The organism is Streptomyces sp. NBC_01233 (assembly GCF_035989305.1).
Classification (GTDB): Bacteria; Actinomycetota; Actinomycetes; order Streptomycetales; family Streptomycetaceae; genus Streptomyces.
This window is the reverse complement of the sequence record NZ_CP108514.1, coordinates 4,735,723-4,757,540: the sequence shown is the minus strand read 5'-3', so window position 1 is coordinate 4,757,540 and position 21,818 is coordinate 4,735,723. Positions and strand designations below refer to the sequence as shown.

Genomic DNA, 21,818 nt, shown 5'->3' with positions numbered 1-21,818 from the left:
GGCGGTCCCTCCTGACAGGCACCTGACGGATATGACCTGTAAAGATGGCCGGGTGCGCACCGAGGACGTCCTGGCCGCCATCGCGACGGGCCTGTGGCGGTGGGACAACGCCTCCGGGACGGTCACCCTCGACGGTGAGGCCGCCCGGCTCCTCGGGCTGCCCGCGGAGCCCGTGGTGCTGCCGGAGGTCTCCGTACGGTCCCGGTTCCACCCGGTGGACTGGAACGAGATCAACGGGATCGTGAACCTGGCCGTCGCCGAGGGCACCCTCGCCGAGGCCCGGCTGCGGATCATGGACGTGGACGGACGGGTCCTGCGGACCGTGCGCAGCCGCTCCAAACCGCTGGAGAGCCGGTCCGCCGACGGCCGCGTGGACTACGAGCTGATCGGCACCATCCAGGAGATCGCCGAGCCGCAGCCCGGCACCACCGCCGCCCACACCCGCATCACCGGCGACTGGCGGCGCTCCCGCGAGGCCTTCCTGCTGGACGCGGGCCGCGCGCTGGCGGAGGCCCGGTCCACGGCCGAGGTGCTGCGGGTCGCGGCCTCGCTGTCCATGCCGGGCTTCAGCCCGGACGGGCTGGCCGTCTTCGGTGTGGCCGGGGAGCGGCTGTCGATCATCGGTCACCACGGGCACGATCCGGGGGACGAGGAGCCCTTCACGGACATGCTGCTGGAGACGGACTACCCGGCCGCCGAGGTCGTCCGTACCGGCCGGGCGATCTACCTGGCCACCCCGGAGGACTACAAACGGCGGTTCCCGGCCACCTGGCCGCTCGCCCAGCGCTTCGACCGGGTGTCCTGGGCCTTCCTGCCGCTGACCGTGGCCGGGAGGACCATGGGCGCCTGGATGGCCGCCTTCAAGCTCCCGGCGTCCTTCTCCCCCGACGAGCGGTCCGTCCTGACGACCGTGGCCCGGATGCTGGCCCAGGCGCTCCAGCGCGCCGGGGTGGCCGAATCCGAGCGGGAACTCACCACCGGCCTGCAGCGGTCGATGATGCCGCAGCTCGGCCCGGAGATCCCCGGCATGCGGATCGCGGCGCGGTACGTCCCGACCGGTGGCGGGCTCCAGGTGGGCGGCGACTGGTACGACATGATCCCGCTGCCCTCGGGGAGGTTCGCGCTGGTCATCGGCGACGTGCAGGGCCACGACGTCCGGGCGGCCGGGCTGATGGGCCAGCTGCGGATCGCCGTACGGGCGTACGCGTCCGAGGGCCACCGGCCCGACGCGGTGCTCTCCCGGGCCTCCCGCTTCCTGGCCGGGCTGTGCGCCTCGCAGGATTCCGACCCTTACGAGGACGCGGGCACCGGCATGGGCGCGGGGTCGGGCGCCGACCTGGACGCGGACTTCCAGAGCCCGCGGTTCGCGACCTGCCTGTACGTGGAGTGCGACCCGAAGACCGGAATGCTGGAGGTGGCCCGCGCCGGCCACCCCGACCCCGCGATCCGGATGAGCGACGGCACCGTCCTGATGCGCACCACCGCTGGTGGGCTCCCCCTCGGGATCGTGCCCGACACCGACTACCCCACCACCCGGTTCACCCTGGAGCCCGGCGAGACGATGATGCTGTGCACCGACGGGCTCATCGAGACCGGCGGGCACGACCTGGACACGGGCTGGGCGCGGCTGCGCGCGGTCCTGGAGTCCGACACCCACGGGTCGGGGGGCGCGCACGAGCCGGAGGGCGCGGGGGCCGGCCACTTCCAGCCCCCGCACCTCGAAAGGCTGGCCGACCTGCTGGTCCAGGCCGTGCACGGCCCGTCCTCGCACCACACCACGGGTCCGCTGGCCGACCGCCGCGAGGACGACATAGCCGTGGTGCTGCTGTGCCGCGAGGGCGAGGCCTGCGGGTGCGGCACCCCGCTGGCGCACCCGGCCCGCCCGGCGCGCCGTACGGTGCTGACGGTGGCCCAGGCCGAACCGGAGCGGATCGCCGGCGCCCGCCGGCAGGTTCGCGACCTGCTGCACGACTGGGCCGACGCCGACCAGGTGGACTCGGCCGTGCTGATGGTCTCCGAGATGGTGACGAACGTTCTGACGCACACCGACGGCGACGCGCTGCTGGTGGCGGAGGCGGTCGGCGAACTGGGCGCGCGCCGGCTGCGCGTGGAGGTCGCGGACGGGAGCGACGAGCTCCCGCACAAGCGGCACCCCGGCGAGATGTCCTCCAGCGGCCGCGGGGTGCTGCTGATGGAGATGCTCGCCGACACCTGGGGCGTGGACCCGCAGGGCGAGGGCAAGTCGATCTGGTTCGAGCTGCATGAGCAGTCGAAGACGGACGCCGACCCCGTGTTGTGAGCTCCGGGCGGCCGGAGCGCGCCGTGGTTGGATACACCGTGCCCAATGCCCCCGTTCCCCTTCTGCCGGAGCCCGTTCGGCGGCTCGCCGCCTGGAGCGGGGTCGTCCTGCTCGTCACGGCGGTCCTCGCCGTCGCCATCTGGCTGTGCGTGGTCTTCGAGACCGTGGTCACGCCCGTCCTGCTGGCCGTGCTCGGCACGGCCCTGCTCGGGCCGATGCACCGGCGCCTGGTCCGCATGAAGATGAACCGCTCCCTCGCCGCGGCCCTGACCTGCCTCGCGGTGGTCTGCGTCGTCGGCGGGGCCGCGTACATCGTCGTCCTCGCGCTCATCGAGACCGGCGACGAGATCGTCGACGCGCTGCGGCGGGCCGGCCAGACGCTCGCCGAGCACTTCGGGGCGGTGGGGACCTCCCTGGAGGACGTCACCTCGCACTCCAAGGACCTGCTGGAGAAGTTCGGCGGCACGGCCGCCTCGGGCGTGGTCGCCGGACTCAGCGTGGTCGGCTCGGTGATCGCGATGGCGCTGCTCGCGATGGTGCTGATCTTCTTCTTCCTGCGCGACTCCGACCGTGCGGTGGGCACGCTGCGCTCGCTGGTGCCGAGCCGTTCGGGCGATCTGATGGAGGCCATGGGCCGGCGCGCCTTCGAGGCGGTCGAGGGCTTCATGCGCGGGACCACCTTCGTGGCCCTGGTCGACGCCGTGCTGATCGGCGTGGGTCTGCTGGTCCTCGACGTGCCGGGGGCGCTGGGGCTGGCCGCGCTGGTCTTCGTGACCGCCTACATCCCGTACCTCGGCGCCATCCTCTCGGGCGCGGTGGCGGTCCTCGTCGCCTTCGCCGACCGGGGCTGGGTCATCGGGCTGTGGGCGCTGGGCCTGGTGCTGCTGGTCCAGATGATCGAGGGGTACGTGCTGCAGCCCGTGGTGCAGAGCCGCACGGTGCAGATGCATCCGGCCGTCGTGATGCTCGCCATCACCGCCGGGGCGAGCGTCGCCGGGATCCTCGGCATGCTCCTCGCGGTGCCGGTGACCGCAGCCCTCTTCGGGGTGGTCTCGGAGCTGCGGGCCCGGTACGCCGACGCGGCGCCCCCCGGACCCGTGGATCCGGCGGACGCCGCGTAGAGCGGGACGGGCTCCCGGCCGGGAGCCCGTCGGGGCGGGTCAGTCCTCCGCGTCGCCGGCGCCGCGGTGGCCGAGCCCGGTGCGCGCGGTGGTGGGGATGCGGCCCAGCCGGCCGGCCTGGAAGTCGTCGAAGGCCTGCTGGAGTTCGTGCTTGCTGTTCATGACGAACGGACCGTAGTGCGCCATCGGCTCCCGGATCGGACGGCCGCCGAGGAGCACGACCTCCAGGTCCGGGGCGTTGGAGTCCTGGGACTCGTCCGCCCGCACCGTGAGCGAGCCGCCCTCGCCGAAGACGGCCGTCTGCCCGGTCTGGACGGGCCGGCGGTCCTCGCCGACCGACCCGCGTCCGGCCAGTACGTACGCCAGCGCGTTGAAGTCCTCGCGCCACGGCAGGGTGATCTGCGCGCCCGGAGTGACGGTCGCGTGGATCATCGTGATCGGGGTGTGCGTGATGCCCGGGCCCTGGTGGCCGTCGAGCTCGCCGGCGATCACGCGGAGCAGGGCGCCGCCGTCCGGGGTGGTCAGCAGCTGGACCTGGCCGCCGCCGATGTCCTGGTAGCGCGGGGGCATCATCTTGTCGGAGGCCGGGAGGTTCACCCACAGCTGGAGCCCGTGGAAGAGCCCGCCGCTGACGACGAGGGACTCCGGCGGAGCCTCGATGTGCAGCAGTCCGGACCCCGCGGTCATCCACTGCGTGTCACCGCCGTTGATGACTCCGCCGCCGCCGTTGCTGTCCTGGTGGACGAAGGTTCCGTCGATCAGGTACGTGACGGTCTCGAAGCCGCGGTGCGGGTGCCAGGGCGTGCCCTTGGGCTCGCCCGGCGCGTACTCCACCTCGCCCATCTGGTCCATCATGATGAACGGGTCGAGGTACTGGTAGTTGATCCCGGCGAACGCGCGGCGCACCGGGAATCCCTCACCCTCGAACCCACCGGGAGCGGAGACGACGGCCAGCACCTTGCGCGGGACGGCGGCCTGCGGCTCGGCCACTCGCGGAAGCGTCAACGGGTTCTCAACAGTCACTGCGGGCATGGTCAGGACCTCCTTCTGCTTCGAGTTTAGTTGAAACTCGAACTTTCTGCCACACCCGACAGAACAGAAGGAGCCCCGGGGGAAATTCCCCCGGGGCCTTCAGGCCCGACAAGGACTGTCGGGGACCACTGTCCGGACTCAGGGACAAGAGCTGGACGACTGCCCCACGATGTACGCCGTCCCCCAGTTCTCGACCTTCACGTACACCGGAGTCGACGAGCCCCGCCGGTCGTAGGTCACTTCCCACGTCTTGCCGGGTACTTCCAGCACGACCCGGTAGCACCATCCCGCGTCGACGCGGAACACGTCCCAGTCCTGGTTATCGGGCGTCTTGTACCCGTTGGGCAGGCCGTACGTCGCGCCGCCCGCGCATCCCGTGGACCACGAGCCCGTGGTGCCCCATCCGCACGTCCAGTTCTGCAGGGCCGTCGCGTACGTCCCCGAGTAGTTGTACGTCTCCGAGCAGCCTGCCAACGTGCACGCTCCGCCCGCGTATGCGGGCGACGGCGACAGCAGCGCCAGACCCGCACTCACCGCGAGTACCGCCGCCGCTTTCGATGTCCATCCCCTGATCTTGCTGAGCATTGCTCCCCCTCCGTGGGTTACACCTAGCGCGGGCCGAGCTTGATCGAGTTCATCGGCGAGAGGTTCACCCACCAGGTGGTGCCGGGGGGCTGGACGTACGAGTCGCAGTTGTTGCCCCAGGAGTCGAAGCAGAGGCGGTCGACCCAGCCCAGGGTCTGGTTGTTGACCACGAAGTGCATCCCCTCCTGGTTGTAGAGCTGGTAGACCCCGTCCCAGTAGATGTCCGACGGGACGTTGTTGTTCCAGCCCGCGTCGCGCGGGTAGATGCAAACGGCCCCGGACGGACACCCGTGCCACGAGTCCGCGGCCTGCGCGGGCGACGCCGCCAAGACCCCCGTACCCAGCGCCATCACACTCGCCGCCGCCACGGCGGCGAGCTTCGTGCGGATCGTCATACGGCTCATTGCCTTGTCTCCCTTGTCGAATGAGGCAGGGGGCAGTTCCCCCGTGATCGCCCCCTGCGGCACCGATGCTCCGCCGAAGGGGACAGGACTGGCGATGCTTTCGGGCGTGGCCGAAAGGTCGGTGCGGCCGTCAGCAGTAGACGCCGACGAGGTTCGCGTTCTGATCGCCCTGGATCTTGTGCCACCCGCCGCCCCACACCACGGGGATGACGTAGCCGAAGCCGTATACGTTTCCGAACGCCGTGCATCCGCCGGGAATGTAGACCCCGTCGACGTCGACGCCGCTGGCGTTTCCACCCATGGACGAGTGGGCGAACACCCAGCGCTCCCACTGCCAGCGCTGCGCATCCGAGGTGCCCCATTCCAACGTGACGCTGACGCCGTGGTCGGTCGAATTCGTCAGCTTGCCGCACGCCGCCCAGCAGTCCATGCCGGTGGTTCCCTCAGTCGCCGCCGCAGCGGGCTGGGCACCCATGAGGGAAATACCCGCGAAAGCGACCGCGGTGACCATTGAGGCTTTCGCCGCGCGGCGCAGATTGAGCAGAGACATGTCTCGCATTCCTCCGATGTAGCTGTTTGTCCGCGGCGGCTCCGACCTCCGCTGCGACACAGCCTGCAGAAAGCCACAGCCGCCCCGCAACGCTGTGGTCTAAGCTGGGACGCTGGGATGGTTCACCCACCCTGACCTGCGGATATGCCGGGCTCTGGGACAGACACCCGGCACTGAGGGGGGAATTTTCTTGAGCGAGTCCACCGAAACGCATCCAGAAGGCAGACAGCCGGGGCCGGCCGGATCGGCCAGGGCCCGGCAGCAATTCGCAGACCTCCTCACCGAGCTGAAAGACCAACGGGGTTACAGCTACGAAACACTCGCCCGTAAAGCACATATGAGCCGCTCGTCGGTGCACCGCTATTGCCGGGGAATCGTGATTCCCGTCGAATTCGGCACCGCGGAGCGAATCGCCAGATTATGTGGCGCGCATACCCGTCAGTTGTCCGAGCTGTACCGTTTTTGGGTCGCAGCCTCCATTCCGGAAACGGACACGGACACGGACACGGAAACCGAACGGGAAGCCCCCCTTGCGCCGGTGGCCGTGACACAGGAATCGGCCCCCGCCCCGGCCCCCGTGACACCCCGCCCGCCGGCCGGGAGCACCCGCGGCGCCGTCGCCTCGCTGGCATTCATCCTGCTGTGCGTCGTCTCGCTCAGCGGCTCCGCGCACTCCACCACTCCGGCACCGGCCGCCGCGCACTCGGCGCCCGCCCCGAACGCGGCCGCGCCCTGGACCCAGGCACCCACCCCCGTGCCGAACGGCCTCTTCGGCATGACGCTCAACTCCTCGACCGGCGCCATGCCCACCTTCCAGATCGACACGGTCCGCCTGTGGGACAGCCGGACCCGGTGGTCGAACATCCAGCCGCGGCGCGGCGAATTCGACTGGTCGATCCTCGACCGGCTGGTGGCGGGCGCGAACGGTGCCGGTCTGCCCGTGGTCTTCACGATGGGGGGAACCCCGGAGTGGGCCAGCCCCAACGGGCCGCGCACGGCGTACGACGACGGATCGCGCACCAGCCCGCCCGACGACCTGGCCGACTGGAAGACCTTCGTCGCCGCGGTGGCCGACCGCTACCGGGGCCGCATCGACGCCTATGAACTCTGGGTCATGGGCAACGACCCCCGCTACTTCAGCGGGAGCCTGGAAACCCTGGTCGAGATGACCCGGGAAGCGAAGGCCGTGCTCGACGCCGTCGACCCGGACGCGACCGTCGTCTGCCCCTCCATGGGCCGGCTCTGGGACGCGGCGGGCATGCGCGGGCTTGAGCGCTTCTCCGAGCTGCGCGGGTACGACTCCTGCGACGTCGCGGGGGTCAAGCTGCACCAGCGCACCGCCTCGGACCCGCCCGAGCAGTTGCTCGGCCTGGTCGGCGAGATCGACCGCGCGTTCCACCGGGGCGGCTCGCACCCGAAGCTGTGGAACACGGGCACCACGTACGACATCCCGCTCCAGAAGCCGCTGGAGGAGCCGGCGGCCTCCGCGAACGCCGTCCGCTTCTTCCTCGTCGGCCTGTACGCGCGCTACCAGCGCATGTACTTCTACAACTGGGGCGGCAGCAAGATCCCCATCGTCATGCAGCCCGACGGGCAGCCGCCGACCCAGGCCGCCCTGTACGTCGAGGAACTGCGCCGCTGGGTGCACGGGACGCGGATCCGCTCGTGCGGGAACGGTGTGGCGGCGGGGCTGCCGGTCGGCGTATGGCAGTGCCGGTTCGACCGGGAAGGGTCCGAACTGGCGGTCGTCTGGCACGAGACGGGCACCGCCCGCGTCCTGGCGCCTCAGAAGCTGACGGCGGTACACCACCTCGACGGCACGGTCGTGGCCGTTCCTGCCGAGCGGACGGTCGAGGTCACCACCCTTCCGGTTCTGCTCACCCCGGCTCCCTGACACCTCGGACCTGCGGCAGGGGCGCCCACGGCGCCCCCGCCCGGGGCCCGCCGCCCCGTGTGCTCAGCCGCCGCTGTGCAGCAGGTCCACGCCCAGGCCGGTGGCCGAGTGGAGGACCGCCTTGCCGTCGCGCTGGGTGGTGATCAGGCCGGCCGCGCGCAGGGTGCGGGTGTGTTCGGAGACCGAGGGCAGGCTGATGTCGAGGTCGCGGGCCAGTTCGCTCGTCGTGCGCTGCCGGATCAGCAGCTGGAGCACGGCCGCCCTGGTCCGGCCCAGCAGCGCGTCCAGCGCGCCCTCCGCCGGGCCCGGTCCGACCAGCGGGAGCGGGGTCAGCGCCGGGTACATCAGCACGCGCCTGCCGTCCTGGCCTTCCGGGCCCTCGGCGAGCAGCGGGCGCCCCGTCCAGAACGGCGAGGGCATCAGCAGCAGGCCCCGGCCGCCGAGGGTGGTCGCGTAGTCCGGCGGCAGCCCGACCTCGAAGACCGAACCCGTCCAGGCAGCCAGCGGATGCGTACTGGCCAGGCACGCCTTGATGCCGTGCGCGGCCAGCAGCCGGCTGCGCCAGGCCACGTCCGCCTGGAAGGACTGCCGGATGCGCGGCCACTGCGGGGCGATGAGCACCTCGTACGCGGACCTGATCGCGCCGTCGAGCTGCTCCCAGGCCTCGCGGTCCCGGCCCCACAGCGCGCGCAGCCACGAGGCCGGGCCGGGGGCCCGGGCGGCGATGCGGCCGAGCTCGTCGGCGGTGAGCAGCGGGCCCGCGTCCCGTACGGCCACCAGCCCCTCGTCCAGGGTGCGCGAGTACGGCTCGACGAACTGCGGGTTGTCGCCGTCGGGCCTCAGCAGGTCCAGGAGAGGCCGGACCCGGCCCGGTATCTCCTGGCTGACGCGGCTCCGCCAGCGGCCGAAAACCGCCTGCTCGTCCCGGCGCTGCCAGGCGACCAGGGCCATCGCCATCTCCACCATCGGGAGCGGCTCGCTCGCAAAGGTGACGTTGAGCAGGTCCTCGGTGGTGAACTGCACCCTCAGCAACGAGCCCCCCGTCAGGCGTCAGCTAGCCATACATGCGGCGCATCGCGAAGTCGACCATCTGCTCGACCGCCTTCGCGTCGAAGACCATCCGGTGGTCGCCCTCCATGTCGAGGACGAAGCCGTACCCGGTCGGCAGCAGGTCGATCACCTCGGCGCCCGTGATCACGAAGTACTTGGACTCCTTGCCGGCGTACCGGCGCAGCTCCTTGAGCGTGGTGAACATGGGGATGACCGGCTGCTGCGTGTTGTGCAGCGCCAGGAACCCGGGGGTCTCGCCGCGCGGGCAGTAGACCTTCGAGGTGGCGAATATCTGCTGGAAATCCTCGGCGGACAGCGACCCGGTCGTGAAGGCCCGTACCGCGTCCGCGAGGGAGGGCGGCGAGGGCTCGGGGTACAGCGGCGGCGCCTGCTGCGCGTAGCCCTGCGGGGGCTGCGCGTACTGCTGCTGCCCCGCGCTCACGTTCTGGTCGTAGCCGTACATGGGCCGAAGCCTACCGAGGCGGCGGCCCGCCGGGGGCGTCGAGATCCGGTCAGCGGGCCTTCAGCTCGGCGACGAAGGGGTCCCAGGCGTCGGCCGAGACCACGAGGACGGGCCCGTCCTGGACCTTGGAGTCCCGGACGGGAACGATCCCGGCCAGGCCATCGCCGACCTCGACGCATTCACCACCAGTGCCGTTGCTGTAGCTGCTCTTGCGCCAGCGGGCGGCTCCGGGGAACGCCTCAGCCACCTCGACGCATTCGCCGCCGCTGCCGTTGCTGTAGCTGCTCTTGCGCCAGCAGGCGGACGTCAAGTCAATGTTCGTGCTTGCCATGTCGGAAGTCCTCTGCAGCTGCGTCGATCCTCGCCAGGGACGCCTCAGGTGACAGCGCGGCAGCCCTGAGCAGATCGTACGACCTGCGGTAGTTCTTCACGAGGGTCGGAAAGTCGATGAGCTGGCCACTGTGGAGACCCTCCGTGTACACCACAGGCGGCGCATCCGGGAACGTCATGACCCTGATCATGCCCATCATCATCGGATGGGCAGCCGCTGTTTCCGGAAGGAGCTGCAGAACGCTCTGCGTAGAACGGACCACGTTCGCGATGTGATCCAGTTGATCCGCCATCTCCTCGGGTGAGAGCAGCGAATTGCGAATCAGCGACCCGTTCAGGATCGCCCAGAAGGCCGGGCGCTCCTCTCGCTCCCAGAGCTTCGCACGCTCCATGCGGGCCTTGACCTGCTTCTCGACGACTCCTGGCCGCAGCCACGGCAGCGAGGTGCGCACGACCGCCTTGGCGTACGGCTCTGTCTGCAACAGTCCCGGGATGATCATCGGTGCCCAGTCCTCGATCGTCTCGGCGTACGGCTCCATCTCCGCGACGTCCGCGAAGTACTCCGCATGCCCGGACTGCTTCGCCTTGCGCGCGTCTTCACAGCGGCGCTCGAAAAAGCCGTCCGTCCCCAGCTTCGCGTCCACATGCCGGGCCAGATCCTGCGGCATCCGGCGTTCGCCGCGCTCGATCTGGCTCAGGAACGGGACGCCCCTGAAGCTGCCGTCCGCCAACTGCTCCAGCGTGAGTCCGGCGGCCTCCCGTTTGTAGCGCAGCTCGGCGCCGTAGAAGGAGGGGACATTCGCCGACGCGTCGGTGTCCTTACGAGGGGGCACAACAGACCACCGCCATTTGCCACTTGCCCAGCGCAATCCGAAACCCTTCCCACGCTACGCCGGGACACGCCAGCCTGTGAGCAGTTCGTCACAGTCCGCACAGGGCGAAACAGGAAGGCCCCCCATGAGCGACCACGTCCCCGACCGCGAGGCCATCGAGGCCCTCACGCAGCTCCGCGCCGCCCTCGCAGCGCACGGCATCACGCTGCCCTCGCTCGACCTCCACCTCCCCTCCTACGCCGGCAGCTACCGCACCCCTCCCCTCATCTCCCTCGGCAACTGCAACACCGCCACCGCGCAGCGACTGGCCGCCGCCCTGGCCGACCGGTGAACGCCCTCACCATCCGGCTGCTCGCCGTCCCCGGGGCCGTACCCCTCCTCCGCCACGCCGTGCGCGAGCACCTCGGCGACGGCGCCTGCCCCGACGCGGAGCTCTGCGTCAGCGAGCTGCTGACCAACGCGATCACCCACCTCGGCGAAGGCACGCCCGTCACCCTGCGGATCACCGGAAGGGCAACCCGTACGCGGGTCGAGCTCACCGATCCCGAGCCGCGGGTGTGGCCCGTACCGCGGCAGGCGACCGACGGCGACGAGTCCGGGCGGGGGCTGGCCCTGCTCGACGCCGTAGCCCTGAGCTGGGGCGTCGTCCGGGGCCCGGACACCAAGACCGTCTGGTGCGAGCTTTGACGCTGGTCACATTGCCCGCCAAGGGTTGCGCCTTATTACCGACGGGTAGCATCATTACGTTACCGATTGGTATGTACGAGGAACCTCTCTCCCCGAGCCTTAACGGAGCCGTCGCCATGGGGCACTACAAGTCGAATCTCCGCGACATCGAGTTCAACCTCTTCGAGGTGCTCGGCCGCGACAAGCAGTACGGCACCGGTCCGTTCGAGGAGATGGACACCGAGACCGCCAAGAGCGTCCTGTCCGAGCTCACCCGCCTCGCGGAGAACGAGCTGGCCGAGTCCTTCGCGGACGCCGACCGCAACCCGCCGGTCTTCGACCCGGCCACCAACACCGCGCCGGTCCCGGCCTCCTTCAAGAAGAGCTACGAAGCCTTCATGGACTCGGAGTACTGGCGCCTGGGCCTGCCCGAGGAGATCGGCGGCACCACCTCGCCCCGCTCCCTGATCTGGGCCTACGCGGAGCTGCTGCTCGGCTCGAACCCGGCCATCTGGATGTACTCCTCCGGCCCGGCGTTCGCCGGCATCCTCTTCGAAGAGGGCAACGAGGCGCAGAAGAAGGTCGCGCGGATAGCCGTCGAGAAGCGCTGGGGCTCCACCATGGTCCTCACCGAGCCGGACGCCGGCTCGGACGTGGGCGCCGGCCGCACCAAGGCCGTCCAGCAGGCCGACGGCTCCTGGCACATCGAGGGCGTGAAGCGCTTCATCACCTCCGGTGAGCACGACATGGAGGAGAACATCCTCCACTACGTCCTCGCGCGCCCCGAGGGCCACGGCCCGGGCACCAAGGGCCTGTCGCTCTTCCTCGTCCCGAAGTTCCACTTCGACTGGGAGACCGGCGAGCTGGGCGAGCGCAACGGCGTCTACGCCACGAACGTCGAGCACAAGATGGGCCTCAAGGCCTCCAACACGTGCGAGATGACCTTCGGCGACCAGCACCCCGCCAAGGGCTGGCTGATCGGCGACAAGCACGACGGCATCCGCCAGATGTTCATGATCATCGAGTTCGCCCGCATGATGGTCGGCACGAAGGCCATCGCGACCCTGTCGACGGGCTACCTGAACGCGCTGGAGTACGCCAAGGAGCGCGTGCAGGGCCCGGACCTGGCGAACTTCATGGACAAGACCGCGCCCAAGGTCACCATCACGCACCACCCCGACGTGCGCCGCTCGCTCATGACCCAGAAGGCGTACGCCGAGGGCATGCGCGCCCTCGTCCTGCACACCGCGACCGTCCAGGACGAGATCCAGGTCAAGCAGGCCGCGGGCGAGGACGCCTCCGCCCTCATCGGCCTGAACGACCTGCTCCTGCCGATCGTCAAGGGCTACGGCTCCGAGAAGTCGTACGAGCAGCTCGCGCAGTCCCTGCAGACCTTCGGCGGCTCCGGCTACCTGCAGGAGTACCCGATCGAGCAGTACATCCGCGACGCCAAGATCGACACCCTCTACGAAGGCACCACGGCCATCCAGGGCCAGGACTTCTTCTTCCGGAAGATCGTCCGTGACCAGGGCGCCTCGCTGAACCTCCTCTCCGAGACGATCAAGAAGTTCCTGGCCGAGGCCGTCGGCGGCGAGGAGCTGGCCGGCGCCCGCGACGCGCTCGCCAAGGCCGCCGTGGACCTGGAGGCCATCGTCGGCCAGATGATCGTCGACCTCACCGCCACCGGCGAGGACGTCAAGAACATCTACAAGGTCGGCCAGAACACCACCCGCCTGCTGATGGCCTCCGGCGACGTGGTCGTCGGATACCTGCTGCTCAGGGGCGCCGCCGTGGCCGCCGAGAAGCTGGCAGGCGCCTCCGCGAAGGACGTCCCCTTCTACACCGGCAAGATCGCCGCCGCGAAGTTCTTCGCGGCCGAGGTCCTCCCGGGCGTCTCGGTCCAGCGCGCGCTGGCCGAGGCCGTCGACAACTCCCTCATGGAGCTCGACGAAGCCGCCTTCTAGGCTGCGCGCGGGCCGCGCAGGCCCGCAGCACCAGTACGCCGTGTACGCACAGCGGCCGGGTCCTCCGCAAGGGGTCCCGGCCGCTGGCGCATGCGCTGCCTGGTCCGCCCCGGGGCCCTGTCCTGCGGCTTTCCCCCGATGTCAGTCGTTCATGGGACGCTCGTACGCATGAGTCCACAGGATCAGCACGGCAGCAGGGGGTACTCCGTCCCCACCGGGCGCCCGTACGCCCTCAAGGAGCTGCAGGCGAGCCTGGGCAGTCTCGGCGACCACCTGCGCGAGCTGTACGAAGGCGCCCACCCCGCCGAGTACGACACCATCGCCGACGCGCTGTACGTGGCCTTCCAGACGGCCGCCGGACTCGCCCCCGCCAAGAGCTACACCGGCTGCTCCGAGCACCCCAACGGCGCCCTCGACCCCGAGGCGCCCGACGGCTGGGGCCGCTGCCTCATCTGCAACGACCGGCGACGGCTCGGACAGCGCCGGCACGGCGCCCCGCCCGCCGCCCCCGCCGGGGAACAGCGCCGCCTCGGGTACCCCGTACCGGAGGGCCCGTACACGCTCCAGGCACTGCGCGCGTGCGTGCGCACCGTCGAGGACCAGCGGTTCCACCTGGGCCTGTCCTCCCCCGCCGAGGACTTCGTCCGCATCGCCGACGACCTCCACCGCGCCTTCATCGTCGCCCGCGAGCTGTCCCGGCCGCGCAACGCCTCCGGCTGCTCCGAGCACCCGGGTGCGCCCATCGACCCCGATGCACCCCCCGGTGAGGCCTGTATCTTCTGCGCCGGACGCAAGAGACGCGCGCAGCGCTCCCCGCAGACCCCGGAGATGCTCCCGCGCATCCGCCGGGGCGAGCGCAGACAACTGCAGCGCCGATTCGAGCGACCGCCGGGCTGAGAACCGACGGGACCGCAGATCACCCACCCTGCGGACCCTGACCTCGGCTATCCGTCGCAGTCCGGCCATGGCGAACACGACCGTCGTTAAGGTGAACCACATGAGCTCTCCCGCCCGCTTCGACCGCGGCCACACCGACGACCTGATGACCTTCCTGACGGCCAGTCCGTCGCCGTACCACGCCGTGGCCAATGCGGCCGAGCGGCTGGAGAAGGCAGGCTTCAGGCAGTTGTCGGAAACGGACGCCTGGGATGCGGGCACCAGGGGCAAGTTCGTGCTCCGCGGCGGTGCGCTCATCGCCTGGTACGTCCCCGAAGGCGCGGCCGCGCACACCCCGTTCAGGATCGTCGGCGCACACACCGACTCCCCGAACCTGCGGGTCAAGCCGCAGCCGGACACGGGCTCCCAGGGCTGGCGGCAGATCGCCGTCGAGATCTACGGCGGCACCCTCCTCAACACCTGGCTGGACCGGGACCTGGGCCTCGCCGGCCGGCTGACCCTGCGCGACGGCAGCGAGCGCCTGGTCAACGTGGACCGCGCACTGCTGCGCGTCCCCCAACTCGCCGTACATCTGGACCGGTCGGTGAACACCGACGGCCTCAAGCTCGACAAGCAGCGGCACATGCAGCCGATCTGGGGCCTGGGCGACGTGCACGAGGGCGACCTGATCTCCTTCCTGGAGGAGGAAGAGGGCCTGGAGCAGGGCTCGGTGGCCGGCTGGGACCTGATGGTCCACTCCATCGAGCCGCCCGCCTACCTGGGCCGCGACCGCGAACTGGTGGCCGGTCCGCGCATGGACAACCTGCTGTCGGTGCACGCGGGCGTCGCGGCGCTGGCGGCGGTGTCGGGCGCCGAGAAGCTCGACCACATCCCGGTGCTGGCCGCCTTCGACCACGAGGAGAACGGCTCGCAGTCGGACACGGGCGCGGACGGCCCGCTGCTGGGGAACGTGCTGGAACGTTCAGTCTTCGCACGCGGAGGCTCGTACGAGGACCGCGCGCGGGCCTTCGCGGGCACCATCTGCCTGTCCTCGGACACCGGGCACGCCGTCCACCCCAACTACGGGGAACGGCACGACCCGACGCACCACCCGCGCGCCAACGGCGGCCCGATCCTGAAGGTCAACGTCAACCAGCGGTACGCGACGGACGGCAGCGGGCGCGCGGTGTTCGCGAGCGCGTGCGAGCGGGCCGGCGTGCCGTGGCAGACCTTCGTCTCCAACAACTCCATGCCGTGCGGCACGACGATCGGCCCGATCACGGCCGCCCGCCACGGCATCCAGACCGTGGACATCGGCGTCGCGATCCTGTCGATGCACAGCGCGCGCGAACTGTGCGGCGCGGACGACCCGTACCTCCTCGCCAACGCCCTGGTGGCCTTCCTGGAGGGCTGACCCCCCGGGAAGGCCTCAGGGGGTCACTCCTGCTCGTCCATCCCGGCCAGGACGAGGGGCAGCCGGGAGGCGCCGTCGGCGGTGACGCGGACGGGCACCCCCCAGTCCTGCTGGTGGACGTGGCAGGCCGGGTACTCGTTGGCGGGGTCGTCGTCGCACGACGCCGCCATCGCGGAGACGTGCAGCACGCCCTCGGTGACCTCCGGGTTCAGCGCCAGCTCCCGGAACAGGTCGGTCCCGGCGCCCTCGCCCCCGGCGAGGAGCTCGGGCGGGGTCGAGGAGACGAGCAGCCGGGTGGACGGCCCGTAGCGGGTGTCGAGCTTCTGCCCGCCCGGCGCCCGGAACACCACGTCGAGCCGGAGCGCGCCGGCCGCCACCTCGGTGGCGGCCCGCTGCGTACGGTGGGCCACGGACTCGACCCGTACGGCCTCCTCCGGGAGCCGCAGCCGGGTCAGCCGGTGCCGGGCCGACTCGACGACCACGATGTCTTCGCCGACCAGCACGGCGTCGCTGGGCTCGCGCAGATCGGTGGCGAGCGTGGACACCTGCCCGGTGGCGGGGTCGTAGCGCCTCAGCGCGTGGTTGTACGTGTCGGACACGGCGACCGAGCCGTCGGGCAGGGCGGTCACCCCGAGCGGGTGCTGGAGCAGGGCCTGGCCCGCGTCCCCGTCCCGGTGTCCGAAGTCGAACAGGCCGGTCCCGACGGCGGACGTGACGGCGTAGCCGGTCTCGGTGGGGTGGACGTACCTCAGGGCGCTGGTCTCGGAGTCGGCGATCCACAGCCGGTCCCCGGCGGCCGCGAGCCCCGACGGCTGGGCGAACCAGGCCTCGGCGGCCGGCCCGTCGAGCAGCCCCTCGTTGGTGGTACCGGCGGCGACGGCGACGGTGCCGCTCTCCGGATCCCAGGTCCACAGCTGGTGCACACCGGCCATGGCGATCCACACCCTGCCCTGCCACCAGGCCACGTCCCACGGCGAGGACAGGTCGACCTCCAGGGCGGGCCCCGAGGTGGGCGAGCCCTGCCACCACTGGCGTCCGGTCCCGGCGACCGTCTCCACGTGCCCGGTGGCCGGGTCGTAGGTCCGCAGGGCGTGGTTGACGGTATCGGCGACCACGACCCTCCCGTCGGGCAGCAGCGCCAGCCCCTGCGGCTCGCTGAAGGCGTCGCCGCCGAAGCCGCGCTCGCCGCTGCCGATGCGGCGGACGACGCTCTCCCCGTCCGCGTCCAGCTCGACGAGCTGGTGCCGCGTGGTGTCCGACACCAGCAGGTTCCCGCTCGGCAGCAGCAGCGCCTTCCCGGGGAACCGCAGGTCGCTCGCGACCGGCTCGGGCGCCACGTACGGCCCGTCCCCGCGCCGCAGCGTCCCCTTGGCCTCGTGCTCGGCCTCCAGCTCCTCGACCAGCTTCGCGATGGCGTGCGCGTGCCCCTCACCGGCGTGCTGGGCGACGATGTAGCCCTCGGGGTCGATCACGACGAGCGTGGGCCAGGCGCGTACGGCGTACTGCTTCCAGGTCGCGAGCTCGGGATCGTCCAGCACGGGGTGGTGCACCTCGTACCGCTCGACGGCGTCGACGACGGCGGCGTGCTCGGCCTCGTGCACGAACTTCGGCGAATGCACCCCGATGATCACGACGGTGTCGCGGTGCTTCTCCTCCAGCTCGCGCAGCTCGTCGAGGACGTGCAGGCAGTTGATGCAGCAGAAGGTCCAAAAATCGAGGATCAATGTGCGACCTCGGAAGTCGGCGAGCTTCAGGTCCTTCCCGCCGGTATTGATCCAGCCGCCCTTGCCGATCAGCTCGGGGGCACGGACACGGGCACGGCGGCGGGGCGCGGGCGCGGGGGTGGGCGCCGGGGCGACATCGTTCATCCTTCAAGCTTGCCATCCGGGCGTGAACACCGGGTCACAGGTCCAGGTGCACCCGCAGGGGTGACGACGGGTGGCGGCCGTCCGTGCGAGTCTGGACGCAGGCAGCGAAGGAGTCGTCCGCAAATGACCACCGCGCACAACTACGGCGAGGGCATCGATCCCGAGCACGCCCTCAAGTACGCCATCCAGCACCACAGCGGGGACCGCACCGAGATCGTCGAAGGGGTCATCAGCAACGTGACGCCGAGCTGGGACCACGAGAACGCGGCCGACGAGATCCGTGATCAGATCCGCCCCCGGGTCAAGGAGCTGGGCTGCGTCACCGGCTCGGGAAACCTGGACCTTCCAGGTTCGTCGAACTGGTACATCCCCGACCTCGCCGTCGTCCCCAAGGCGCTGGCGAAGGGCGGGAGTGCTCTGCTGCCGGACCAGGTGCTGCTCGTCGTCGAGATCACTTCCGAGTCCAACGCCGAGACCGACCGGGTCGTCAAGCGGAAGCGGTACGCGGAATACGGCGCGCCCTTGTACCTGCTGGTCGACCGGATGGAGAAGACGGTCACGCTGTTCGCCGAGCCCGGGCGGCTCGGCTACACCAAGGTGGACGGGCCGCATCCGTTCGGGACGCCGGTGCGGCTGCCCGAGCCGTTCGGGATCGAGCTCGACACCAGCGGGCTCTAGTCGGTGATCACCCGGTAGCGTGCGGGGGCGTGACGATATTCGACGCCGTGAACGCCACCGCCGTGCGGAGCGCGGACCAGTTGCGCGAGCTGTACGAGGAGCCCGGTGAGATGGCCCGGCGCAAGGCCGTGGACCGGATCCACGAGGCCGCCCGGGCTGTCATCGGGCGGTCGTCGCTGGTGTTCGTCGCCAGCGCCGGCGCCGACGGGAGCTGCGACGTGACGCCCCGGGGCGGGCCGCCCGGATTCGTGGCCGTCCTCGACGAGTTCACCCTCGCCGTCCCCGACGCCACCGGCAACAAGCGGCTCGACACCGTCCACAACATCGTGGAGACGGGCCGGGCCGGGCTGATCTTCGTCATCCCCGGCCGGGCCACCACGCTGCGCGTGAACGGACGCGCCTGCGTCTGCGCCGACCCCCGGCTGCTGGAGCAGCTGACCGCCGTCGGCAAGCCGCCGCGCAGCGCGATCGTCGTGGGGGTCGAGGAGGCGTACCAGCACTGCCCAAAGGCGTTCCTGCGCAGCGGCGCGTGGAAGCCCGGGCAGTGGCTCGCCGAGGACGCCGCCCCGAGCTCCGCCGAGGTCACCCTCTCCCACCTGGACCTGCCCGGTCTGACGATCGAGGACGTCCGCCGGCAGGAGCGCGAGTCGCTGCAGTACCGCTACGAGTGATCGAAGAGGGCGCTCAGGCGCGGCAGGCGCGGCGAGAGTTCGGCCGTGTCGTCGAAGTCGAAGTCCCAGGACGGGTCCAGGGGCGGGTAGCTGATCGTGAAGGAGTCCGCCGGGAGTTCGCGGCCGGTGGCGGACTCGTAGGCGGTCCAGGCGATCGACAGGGCCTCCTCGTCCCACAGTTCGTGGCCGTCGGCCGCGGCCTCGCGGACCGCCGGGTGGGCAGCCAGGGAGTCCGGGTCGGCCAGGGCCGCTTCGAAGGCGTCCCGGCCCTGGGTGAGGAGCCAGCCGCGGAAGTAGTCGAAGCCGTCGTCCGAGCAGCCGCCGTTGATCACGTAGGCCGCGGCCCAGAGCGGGCTGCGGTAGGACTCCGCCAGCAGGTCCCACAGCACCTGCTGGGCCGCGGCTATCTCCGCCGCCGGACGGGCGGCCAGCAGCTCCGCCGCCCGCCCCGCCACCTCGTCCGCCGCATCGCCCGCGCGGGCCGTCTCGATCAACTGCCAGAACGTCTGCTTGTCCATGGGAAAAGCCTGGCACCCGGCACTGACATCAGCCGAGGAAGGAGTGGAGAGATCTCGTGAGCGATGTGATGAAGGTGTTCTGGACCTCCGCCGGGAGGAGGTCCAGGGAGAGGTACGGGTTCAGGTCCTCCAGCTCGACGAGGAGCAGTTCGCCCGAGGGGGCCCGGCAGGCGTCGACGCGCTGGATGCCGTGGTCGAGGGTGTTCCACGCGATGAAGGCACGGGCGAAGTCCAGGTCCGCCTCGGTCGGGGCGTAGGGCTCCAGCTCCCAGCGGCGGGCCGGATCCGGGGCGTACAGCGCGTACTGGAAGGCGTCGTCGACGAAGTAGAAGGACACCTCGTACGTGAAGTCGATGCGCGGCTGGATCAGCACGGCCCCGGCCGGGCCGTCCGGTGTGGCGGTGAAGGCGAGGCCGATGGAGTCGGCGCCCTGCTTCGGCTTGACCGCGTACGTGGGGACCTGCGGCAGCTCCGCGAGGCGCGCCGGGTCGTCGATCGTCGGGATGACCGGGTAGCCGGCGGCCGTCAGGTCGAGGAGGTACTGCTTGCCCGCCATGTCGGCGCGGCCGGTGAGGGGGTTGTAGACCGGCGTGCCGGCGGCGAGGGCGGCGGCGCGGAAGGAGTCGTAGGCCTCCTGGTAGTGCAGGACCGGGCCGCTGTTGCGGACGATCACCGCGTCGAAGCCCAGGGGGAGGAGCGCCTCCGCGTCCGCAGGGTGGCACAGGGCCAGGTCGAAGTGGGCGCGCACCCGGGACGTGAGGAATATGTCCTCGTCGCAGTAGCGGCGGCCGCGGGCCGGGTACGCCAGGTCGGTCACGTAGAGGAGGGGCATGGCGGCAATCTATCGCGGGCACTGATCAGCGCATGAAATACCTCGTACGGGACAAAATGCCGGCCGTCGGGGACGACTACCGGATCGAGGACGAGGACGGGCGCCACGCCTTCCTCGTCGACGGGAAGGCGCTGCGGTTCCGGGACACGCTGGAGCTGAAGGATCCGGACGGGCGGATCCTGATCACCTTGCGGGAGAAGCTGCTCGTGCTGCGCGACGCGATGACGCTGGAGCGTGGGGGCCACCTCCCAGCGGTAGCCGGGGGAGAGCGGCGGCTCGCGGTGATCCGCAGGAAGCGGTTCACCGGGAGTTCAAGGTCGAGTACGACGGGGAGCTGCTCGCGCTGGTCTCACGGCAGTGGCACCGGGTCCGCGAGACGTACGCGGTGGACGTGGTCCGCGAGGACGCGGCGCTGCTGGTCGCGGTCGCGGTGTGCGTGATCCGGATGGCGGAGAAGGAGCGGGAGGACGGGCCGTGGGCAAGGTCCGGCTCGCCGCCGGGCCCGCGTGAGTACGGGCCCGCGGCGAAGTGAGCATGCGCACTCATGCCGTGGCGGCGCGCCGGAGGCGAGGATCGTCCACGTCCCCACGGAAGGAACCCCACGGAAGGAACCCCACGGTGAACCCCAGCACGTACGCCGCCTTGTACGGCCCGTGGCAGCCGACGAAGCCCGCCCCCGAGGAGCGGCCCGTCGTCGTCGTGCTCGCGGTCCTGCTGTGGACGGCCACCTTCCTGTCGTTCGCCTGGCTGGCCAGCCTCTTCGCCATCGCCGTCGTCTGGGGTGCGGCGGCCGGGGCCCCGGTCGGAGGTCTCGTCCTGCGCGTCGCCCTGGTCCTGGCGGGCGCCGCCGCGGCGCTCACCGCTCTGGCCTTCGCTCCCGGAATCCGCCGGCTGGCCGTTTCGAGCCGCATGCTCCTCCTGGGTGCCCTGGCGTGCCCGGTTCCCACCGTGCTCGCGATCTGGTCCTGGCTCCGGACCGGCTGACCGGGTCAGCGGCCGAGGCGGCGGTCCTTCAGGGCCGGGAACTGGGCGCGGGTGTCGGGCACCTTGGCCGGGTCCAGGTCCACGGTGAGGACCGCCTCGCCGGGGCCCGCCTCCGCCAGGACCTCGCCCCACGGGTCCACCACCAGGCTGTGCCCGGCCTGCTCCACGCCCGCGTGGGTGCCGGCCAGCCCGCACGCCAGGACGTACGACTGGTCCTCGACGGCGCGTGCCCGGTTGAGCAGGGTCCAGTGCGACCGGCGGCGCGCGGGCCAGCCCGCCGCGACGACCATCGTGGTGGCCCCGGCGTCGACCAGGCCGCGGAACAGCTCCGGGAAGCGCAGGTCGTAGCAGGTGGCGATGCCGAGGGTCTGCTCCGGCAGCACCACCGTGGTCAGGGAGTCGCCCGGCGACATGAGCACCGCCTCGCCCTGGTCGAAGCCGAAGCGGTGGATCTTCCGGTAGGTGGCGGCCAGCTCGCCGGCCGGGGAGAGGACGAGGGCCGTGTTGTAGAGGGAGCCGTCGCCCGCGCGCTCCACGATCGAGCCGGCGTGCAGCCAGACCCCGGCGTCGCGGGCGGCCTTGGACATGGCTTCGTAGGTCGGGCCGTCCAGTGGTTCGGCCTCGGTCTCGAACTGCTCGTAGGCGAAGGCGCCGACGGGCCACAGTTCCGGCAGCACGACGAGGTCGGAGTCCGCCTGCTCGCGTACGAGCTCGGCCACGCGGGCACGTCGGGAAGTCACCGACTCGCCCTCGTTCACTGCGATTTGGATCAGCGAGGCGCGCACA

At 71.0% G+C, this 21,818-nt stretch carries 24 protein-coding genes; 12 read left to right on the top strand and 12 right to left on the bottom strand.

Features of this window, described 5'->3' with window-relative positions; genetic code table 11:
• Window positions 1-52 precede the first annotated feature (52 nt).
• Window positions 53-2,299 (top strand): SpoIIE family protein phosphatase, encoded by a 2,247-nt coding sequence (locus tag OG332_RS22390; RefSeq protein WP_327415138.1) that lies wholly within the window; start codon window positions 53-55, stop codon window positions 2,297-2,299.
• A 23-nt stretch (window positions 2,300-2,322) separates the two neighbouring features.
• On the top strand, window positions 2,323-3,420 hold the full coding sequence (locus tag OG332_RS22385) for an AI-2E family transporter (RefSeq protein ID WP_442816193.1): 1,098 nt from the start codon (window positions 2,323-2,325) through the stop codon (window positions 3,418-3,420).
• A 39-nt stretch (window positions 3,421-3,459) separates the two neighbouring features.
• On the opposite strand, the gene OG332_RS22380 is transcribed toward OG332_RS22385, so the two are convergent.
• The 4 genes from OG332_RS22380 to OG332_RS22365 all read right to left on the bottom strand — a co-directional run bounded on the left by OG332_RS22380 (window position 3,460) and on the right by OG332_RS22365 (window position 5,991).
• The gene (locus OG332_RS22380) at window positions 3,460-4,452 is read right to left on the bottom strand and encodes a pirin family protein (protein ID WP_327415137.1); all 993 of its coding nucleotides are present in this window, start codon (window positions 4,450-4,452) and stop codon (window positions 3,460-3,462) included.
• 138 nt (window positions 4,453-4,590) lie between these two features.
• Window positions 4,591-5,037, bottom strand: coding sequence for a hypothetical protein (locus tag OG332_RS22375; protein WP_327415136.1), 447 nt, complete (start codon window positions 5,035-5,037; stop codon window positions 4,591-4,593).
• A gap of 23 nt (window positions 5,038-5,060) precedes the next feature.
• Window positions 5,061-5,441 (bottom strand): hypothetical protein, encoded by a 381-nt coding sequence (locus OG332_RS22370; protein ID WP_327415135.1) that lies wholly within the window; start codon window positions 5,439-5,441, stop codon window positions 5,061-5,063.
• 130 nt (window positions 5,442-5,571) lie between these two features.
• Entirely contained in the window at window positions 5,572-5,991 is a 420-nt protein-coding gene (locus OG332_RS22365; protein WP_327415134.1) for a hypothetical protein, read from the bottom strand.
• 286 nt (window positions 5,992-6,277) lie between these two features.
• On the opposite strand from OG332_RS22365, the gene OG332_RS22360 reads away from it, so the two are divergent.
• Window positions 6,278-7,885, top strand: a complete 1,608-nt coding sequence (locus OG332_RS22360) for a helix-turn-helix domain-containing protein (RefSeq protein WP_442816368.1) — start codon at window positions 6,278-6,280, stop codon at window positions 7,883-7,885.
• 63 nt (window positions 7,886-7,948) lie between these two features.
• Here the strand turns inward: OG332_RS22360 and OG332_RS22355 are convergent, their stop codons facing one another.
• From OG332_RS22355 to OG332_RS22340, 4 genes are read right to left on the bottom strand one after another with little or no spacing between them, the layout of a single operon-like run.
• Window positions 7,949-8,908 (bottom strand): helix-turn-helix domain-containing protein, encoded by a 960-nt coding sequence (locus OG332_RS22355; protein ID WP_327415132.1) that lies wholly within the window; start codon window positions 8,906-8,908, stop codon window positions 7,949-7,951.
• A gap of 31 nt (window positions 8,909-8,939) precedes the next feature.
• A complete protein-coding gene (locus OG332_RS22350; RefSeq protein WP_327415131.1) occupies window positions 8,940-9,398 on the bottom strand; it encodes an SseB family protein in 459 nt (152 codons plus the stop codon).
• Window positions 9,399-9,447: 49 nt separating this feature from the next.
• Window positions 9,448-9,729: a DUF397 domain-containing protein gene (locus OG332_RS22345; RefSeq protein ID WP_327415130.1), complete on the bottom strand. Its 282-nt coding sequence runs from the start codon at window positions 9,727-9,729 to the stop codon at window positions 9,448-9,450.
• On the bottom strand, window positions 9,710-10,561 hold the full coding sequence (locus OG332_RS22340; RefSeq protein ID WP_327415129.1) for a helix-turn-helix domain-containing protein: 852 nt from the start codon (window positions 10,559-10,561) through the stop codon (window positions 9,710-9,712). The genes OG332_RS22345 and OG332_RS22340 overlap by 20 nt, the downstream gene beginning before the upstream one ends.
• A 124-nt stretch (window positions 10,562-10,685) precedes the next feature.
• Between OG332_RS22340 and OG332_RS22335 the strand changes: the two genes are divergently transcribed.
• The 5 genes from OG332_RS22335 to OG332_RS22315 all read left to right on the top strand — a co-directional run bounded on the left by OG332_RS22335 (window position 10,686) and on the right by OG332_RS22315 (window position 15,481).
• Entirely contained in the window at window positions 10,686-10,892 is a 207-nt protein-coding gene (locus tag OG332_RS22335) for a hypothetical protein (RefSeq protein WP_327415128.1), read from the top strand.
• Window positions 10,889-11,248: an ATP-binding protein gene (locus tag OG332_RS22330; protein ID WP_327415127.1), complete on the top strand. Its 360-nt coding sequence runs from the start codon at window positions 10,889-10,891 to the stop codon at window positions 11,246-11,248. Before OG332_RS22335 ends, OG332_RS22330 begins: the two co-directional genes overlap by 4 nt.
• 116 nt (window positions 11,249-11,364) lie before the next feature.
• Window positions 11,365-13,191, top strand: coding sequence for an acyl-CoA dehydrogenase (locus OG332_RS22325; RefSeq protein WP_327419342.1), 1,827 nt, complete (start codon window positions 11,365-11,367; stop codon window positions 13,189-13,191).
• Between the two features lie 168 nt (window positions 13,192-13,359).
• On the top strand, window positions 13,360-14,088 hold the full coding sequence (locus OG332_RS22320; protein WP_327415126.1) for a hypothetical protein: 729 nt from the start codon (window positions 13,360-13,362) through the stop codon (window positions 14,086-14,088).
• Between the two features lie 100 nt (window positions 14,089-14,188).
• Window positions 14,189-15,481: a M18 family aminopeptidase gene (locus tag OG332_RS22315; RefSeq protein WP_327415125.1), complete on the top strand. Its 1,293-nt coding sequence runs from the start codon at window positions 14,189-14,191 to the stop codon at window positions 15,479-15,481.
• 23 nt (window positions 15,482-15,504) lie between these two features.
• Here the strand turns inward: OG332_RS22315 and OG332_RS22310 are convergent, their stop codons facing one another.
• The gene (locus OG332_RS22310; RefSeq protein WP_327415124.1) at window positions 15,505-17,349 is read right to left on the bottom strand and encodes an NHL domain-containing thioredoxin family protein; all 1,845 of its coding nucleotides are present in this window, start codon (window positions 17,347-17,349) and stop codon (window positions 15,505-15,507) included.
• Window positions 17,350-17,472: 123 nt separating this feature from the next.
• Between OG332_RS22310 and OG332_RS22305 the strand changes: the two genes are divergently transcribed.
• Both OG332_RS22305 and OG332_RS22300 read left to right on the top strand, forming a co-directional pair.
• Window positions 17,473-18,027 (top strand): Uma2 family endonuclease, encoded by a 555-nt coding sequence (locus tag OG332_RS22305; protein ID WP_327415123.1) that lies wholly within the window; start codon window positions 17,473-17,475, stop codon window positions 18,025-18,027.
• 29 nt (window positions 18,028-18,056) lie between these two features.
• Window positions 18,057-18,698 carry an MSMEG_1061 family FMN-dependent PPOX-type flavoprotein gene (locus OG332_RS22300; protein WP_327415122.1) on the top strand — a complete coding sequence of 214 codons (642 nt, stop codon included), beginning with the start codon at window positions 18,057-18,059 and terminating at the stop codon, window positions 18,696-18,698.
• Here the strand turns inward: OG332_RS22300 and OG332_RS22295 are convergent.
• Entirely contained in the window at window positions 18,689-19,216 is a 528-nt protein-coding gene (locus OG332_RS22295; protein ID WP_327415121.1) for a DUF4240 domain-containing protein, read from the bottom strand. The genes OG332_RS22300 and OG332_RS22295 overlap by 10 nt on opposite strands.
• A 28-nt stretch (window positions 19,217-19,244) precedes the next feature.
• Window positions 19,245-20,048: a hypothetical protein gene (locus tag OG332_RS22290; protein ID WP_327415120.1), complete on the bottom strand. Its 804-nt coding sequence runs from the start codon at window positions 20,046-20,048 to the stop codon at window positions 19,245-19,247.
• A gap of 32 nt (window positions 20,049-20,080) precedes the next feature.
• Here OG332_RS22290 and OG332_RS22285 point away from each other — a divergent pair, with 32 nt between their 5' ends.
• Both OG332_RS22285 and OG332_RS22280 read left to right on the top strand, forming a co-directional pair.
• Window positions 20,081-20,488 carry an LURP-one-related family protein gene (locus tag OG332_RS22285; RefSeq protein WP_442816192.1) on the top strand — a complete coding sequence of 136 codons (408 nt, stop codon included), beginning with the start codon at window positions 20,081-20,083 and terminating at the stop codon, window positions 20,486-20,488.
• A gap of 178 nt (window positions 20,489-20,666) precedes the next feature.
• Window positions 20,667-21,032: a hypothetical protein gene (locus OG332_RS22280; protein WP_327415119.1), complete on the top strand. Its 366-nt coding sequence runs from the start codon at window positions 20,667-20,669 to the stop codon at window positions 21,030-21,032.
• A 5-nt stretch (window positions 21,033-21,037) separates the two neighbouring features.
• Here the strand turns inward: OG332_RS22280 and OG332_RS22275 are convergent, their stop codons facing one another.
• Entirely contained in the window at window positions 21,038-21,817 is a 780-nt protein-coding gene (locus OG332_RS22275; RefSeq protein ID WP_327415118.1) for a carbon-nitrogen family hydrolase, read from the bottom strand.
• Between the last annotated feature and the right edge of the window lies 1 nt (window position 21,818).

Bases quoted from the DNA above. Each gene is read 5' to 3' on its own strand.
- OG332_RS22350 (WP_327415131.1), bottom strand. From the start codon at position 9,398: ATGTACGGCTACGACCAGAACGTGAGCGCGGGGCAGCAGCAGTACGCG.
- OG332_RS22375 (WP_327415136.1), bottom strand. From the start codon at position 5,037: ATGCTCAGCAAGATCAGGGGATGGACATCGAAAGCGGCGGCGGTACTC.
- OG332_RS22325 (WP_327419342.1), top strand. From the start codon at position 11,365: ATGGGGCACTACAAGTCGAATCTCCGCGACATCGAGTTCAACCTCTTC.
- OG332_RS22380 (WP_327415137.1), bottom strand. From the start codon at position 4,452: ATGCCCGCAGTGACTGTTGAGAACCCGTTGACGCTTCCGCGAGTGGCC.
- OG332_RS22365 (WP_327415134.1), bottom strand. From the start codon at position 5,991: ATGTCTCTGCTCAATCTGCGCCGCGCGGCGAAAGCCTCAATGGTCACC.
- OG332_RS22345 (WP_327415130.1), bottom strand. From the start codon at position 9,729: ATGGCAAGCACGAACATTGACTTGACGTCCGCCTGCTGGCGCAAGAGC.
- OG332_RS22290 (WP_327415120.1), bottom strand. From the start codon at position 20,048: ATGCCCCTCCTCTACGTGACCGACCTGGCGTACCCGGCCCGCGGCCGC.
- OG332_RS22285 (WP_442816192.1), top strand. From the start codon at position 20,081: ATGAAATACCTCGTACGGGACAAAATGCCGGCCGTCGGGGACGACTAC.
- OG332_RS22315 (WP_327415125.1), top strand. From the start codon at position 14,189: ATGAGCTCTCCCGCCCGCTTCGACCGCGGCCACACCGACGACCTGATG.
- OG332_RS22320 (WP_327415126.1), top strand. From the start codon at position 13,360: ATGAGTCCACAGGATCAGCACGGCAGCAGGGGGTACTCCGTCCCCACC.
- OG332_RS22295 (WP_327415121.1), bottom strand. From the start codon at position 19,216: ATGGACAAGCAGACGTTCTGGCAGTTGATCGAGACGGCCCGCGCGGGC.
- OG332_RS22370 (WP_327415135.1), bottom strand. From the start codon at position 5,441: ATGAGCCGTATGACGATCCGCACGAAGCTCGCCGCCGTGGCGGCGGCG.
- OG332_RS22310 (WP_327415124.1), bottom strand. From the start codon at position 17,349: ATGAACGATGTCGCCCCGGCGCCCACCCCCGCGCCCGCGCCCCGCCGC.
- OG332_RS22305 (WP_327415123.1), top strand. From the start codon at position 17,473: ATGACCACCGCGCACAACTACGGCGAGGGCATCGATCCCGAGCACGCC.
- OG332_RS22335 (WP_327415128.1), top strand. From the start codon at position 10,686: ATGAGCGACCACGTCCCCGACCGCGAGGCCATCGAGGCCCTCACGCAG.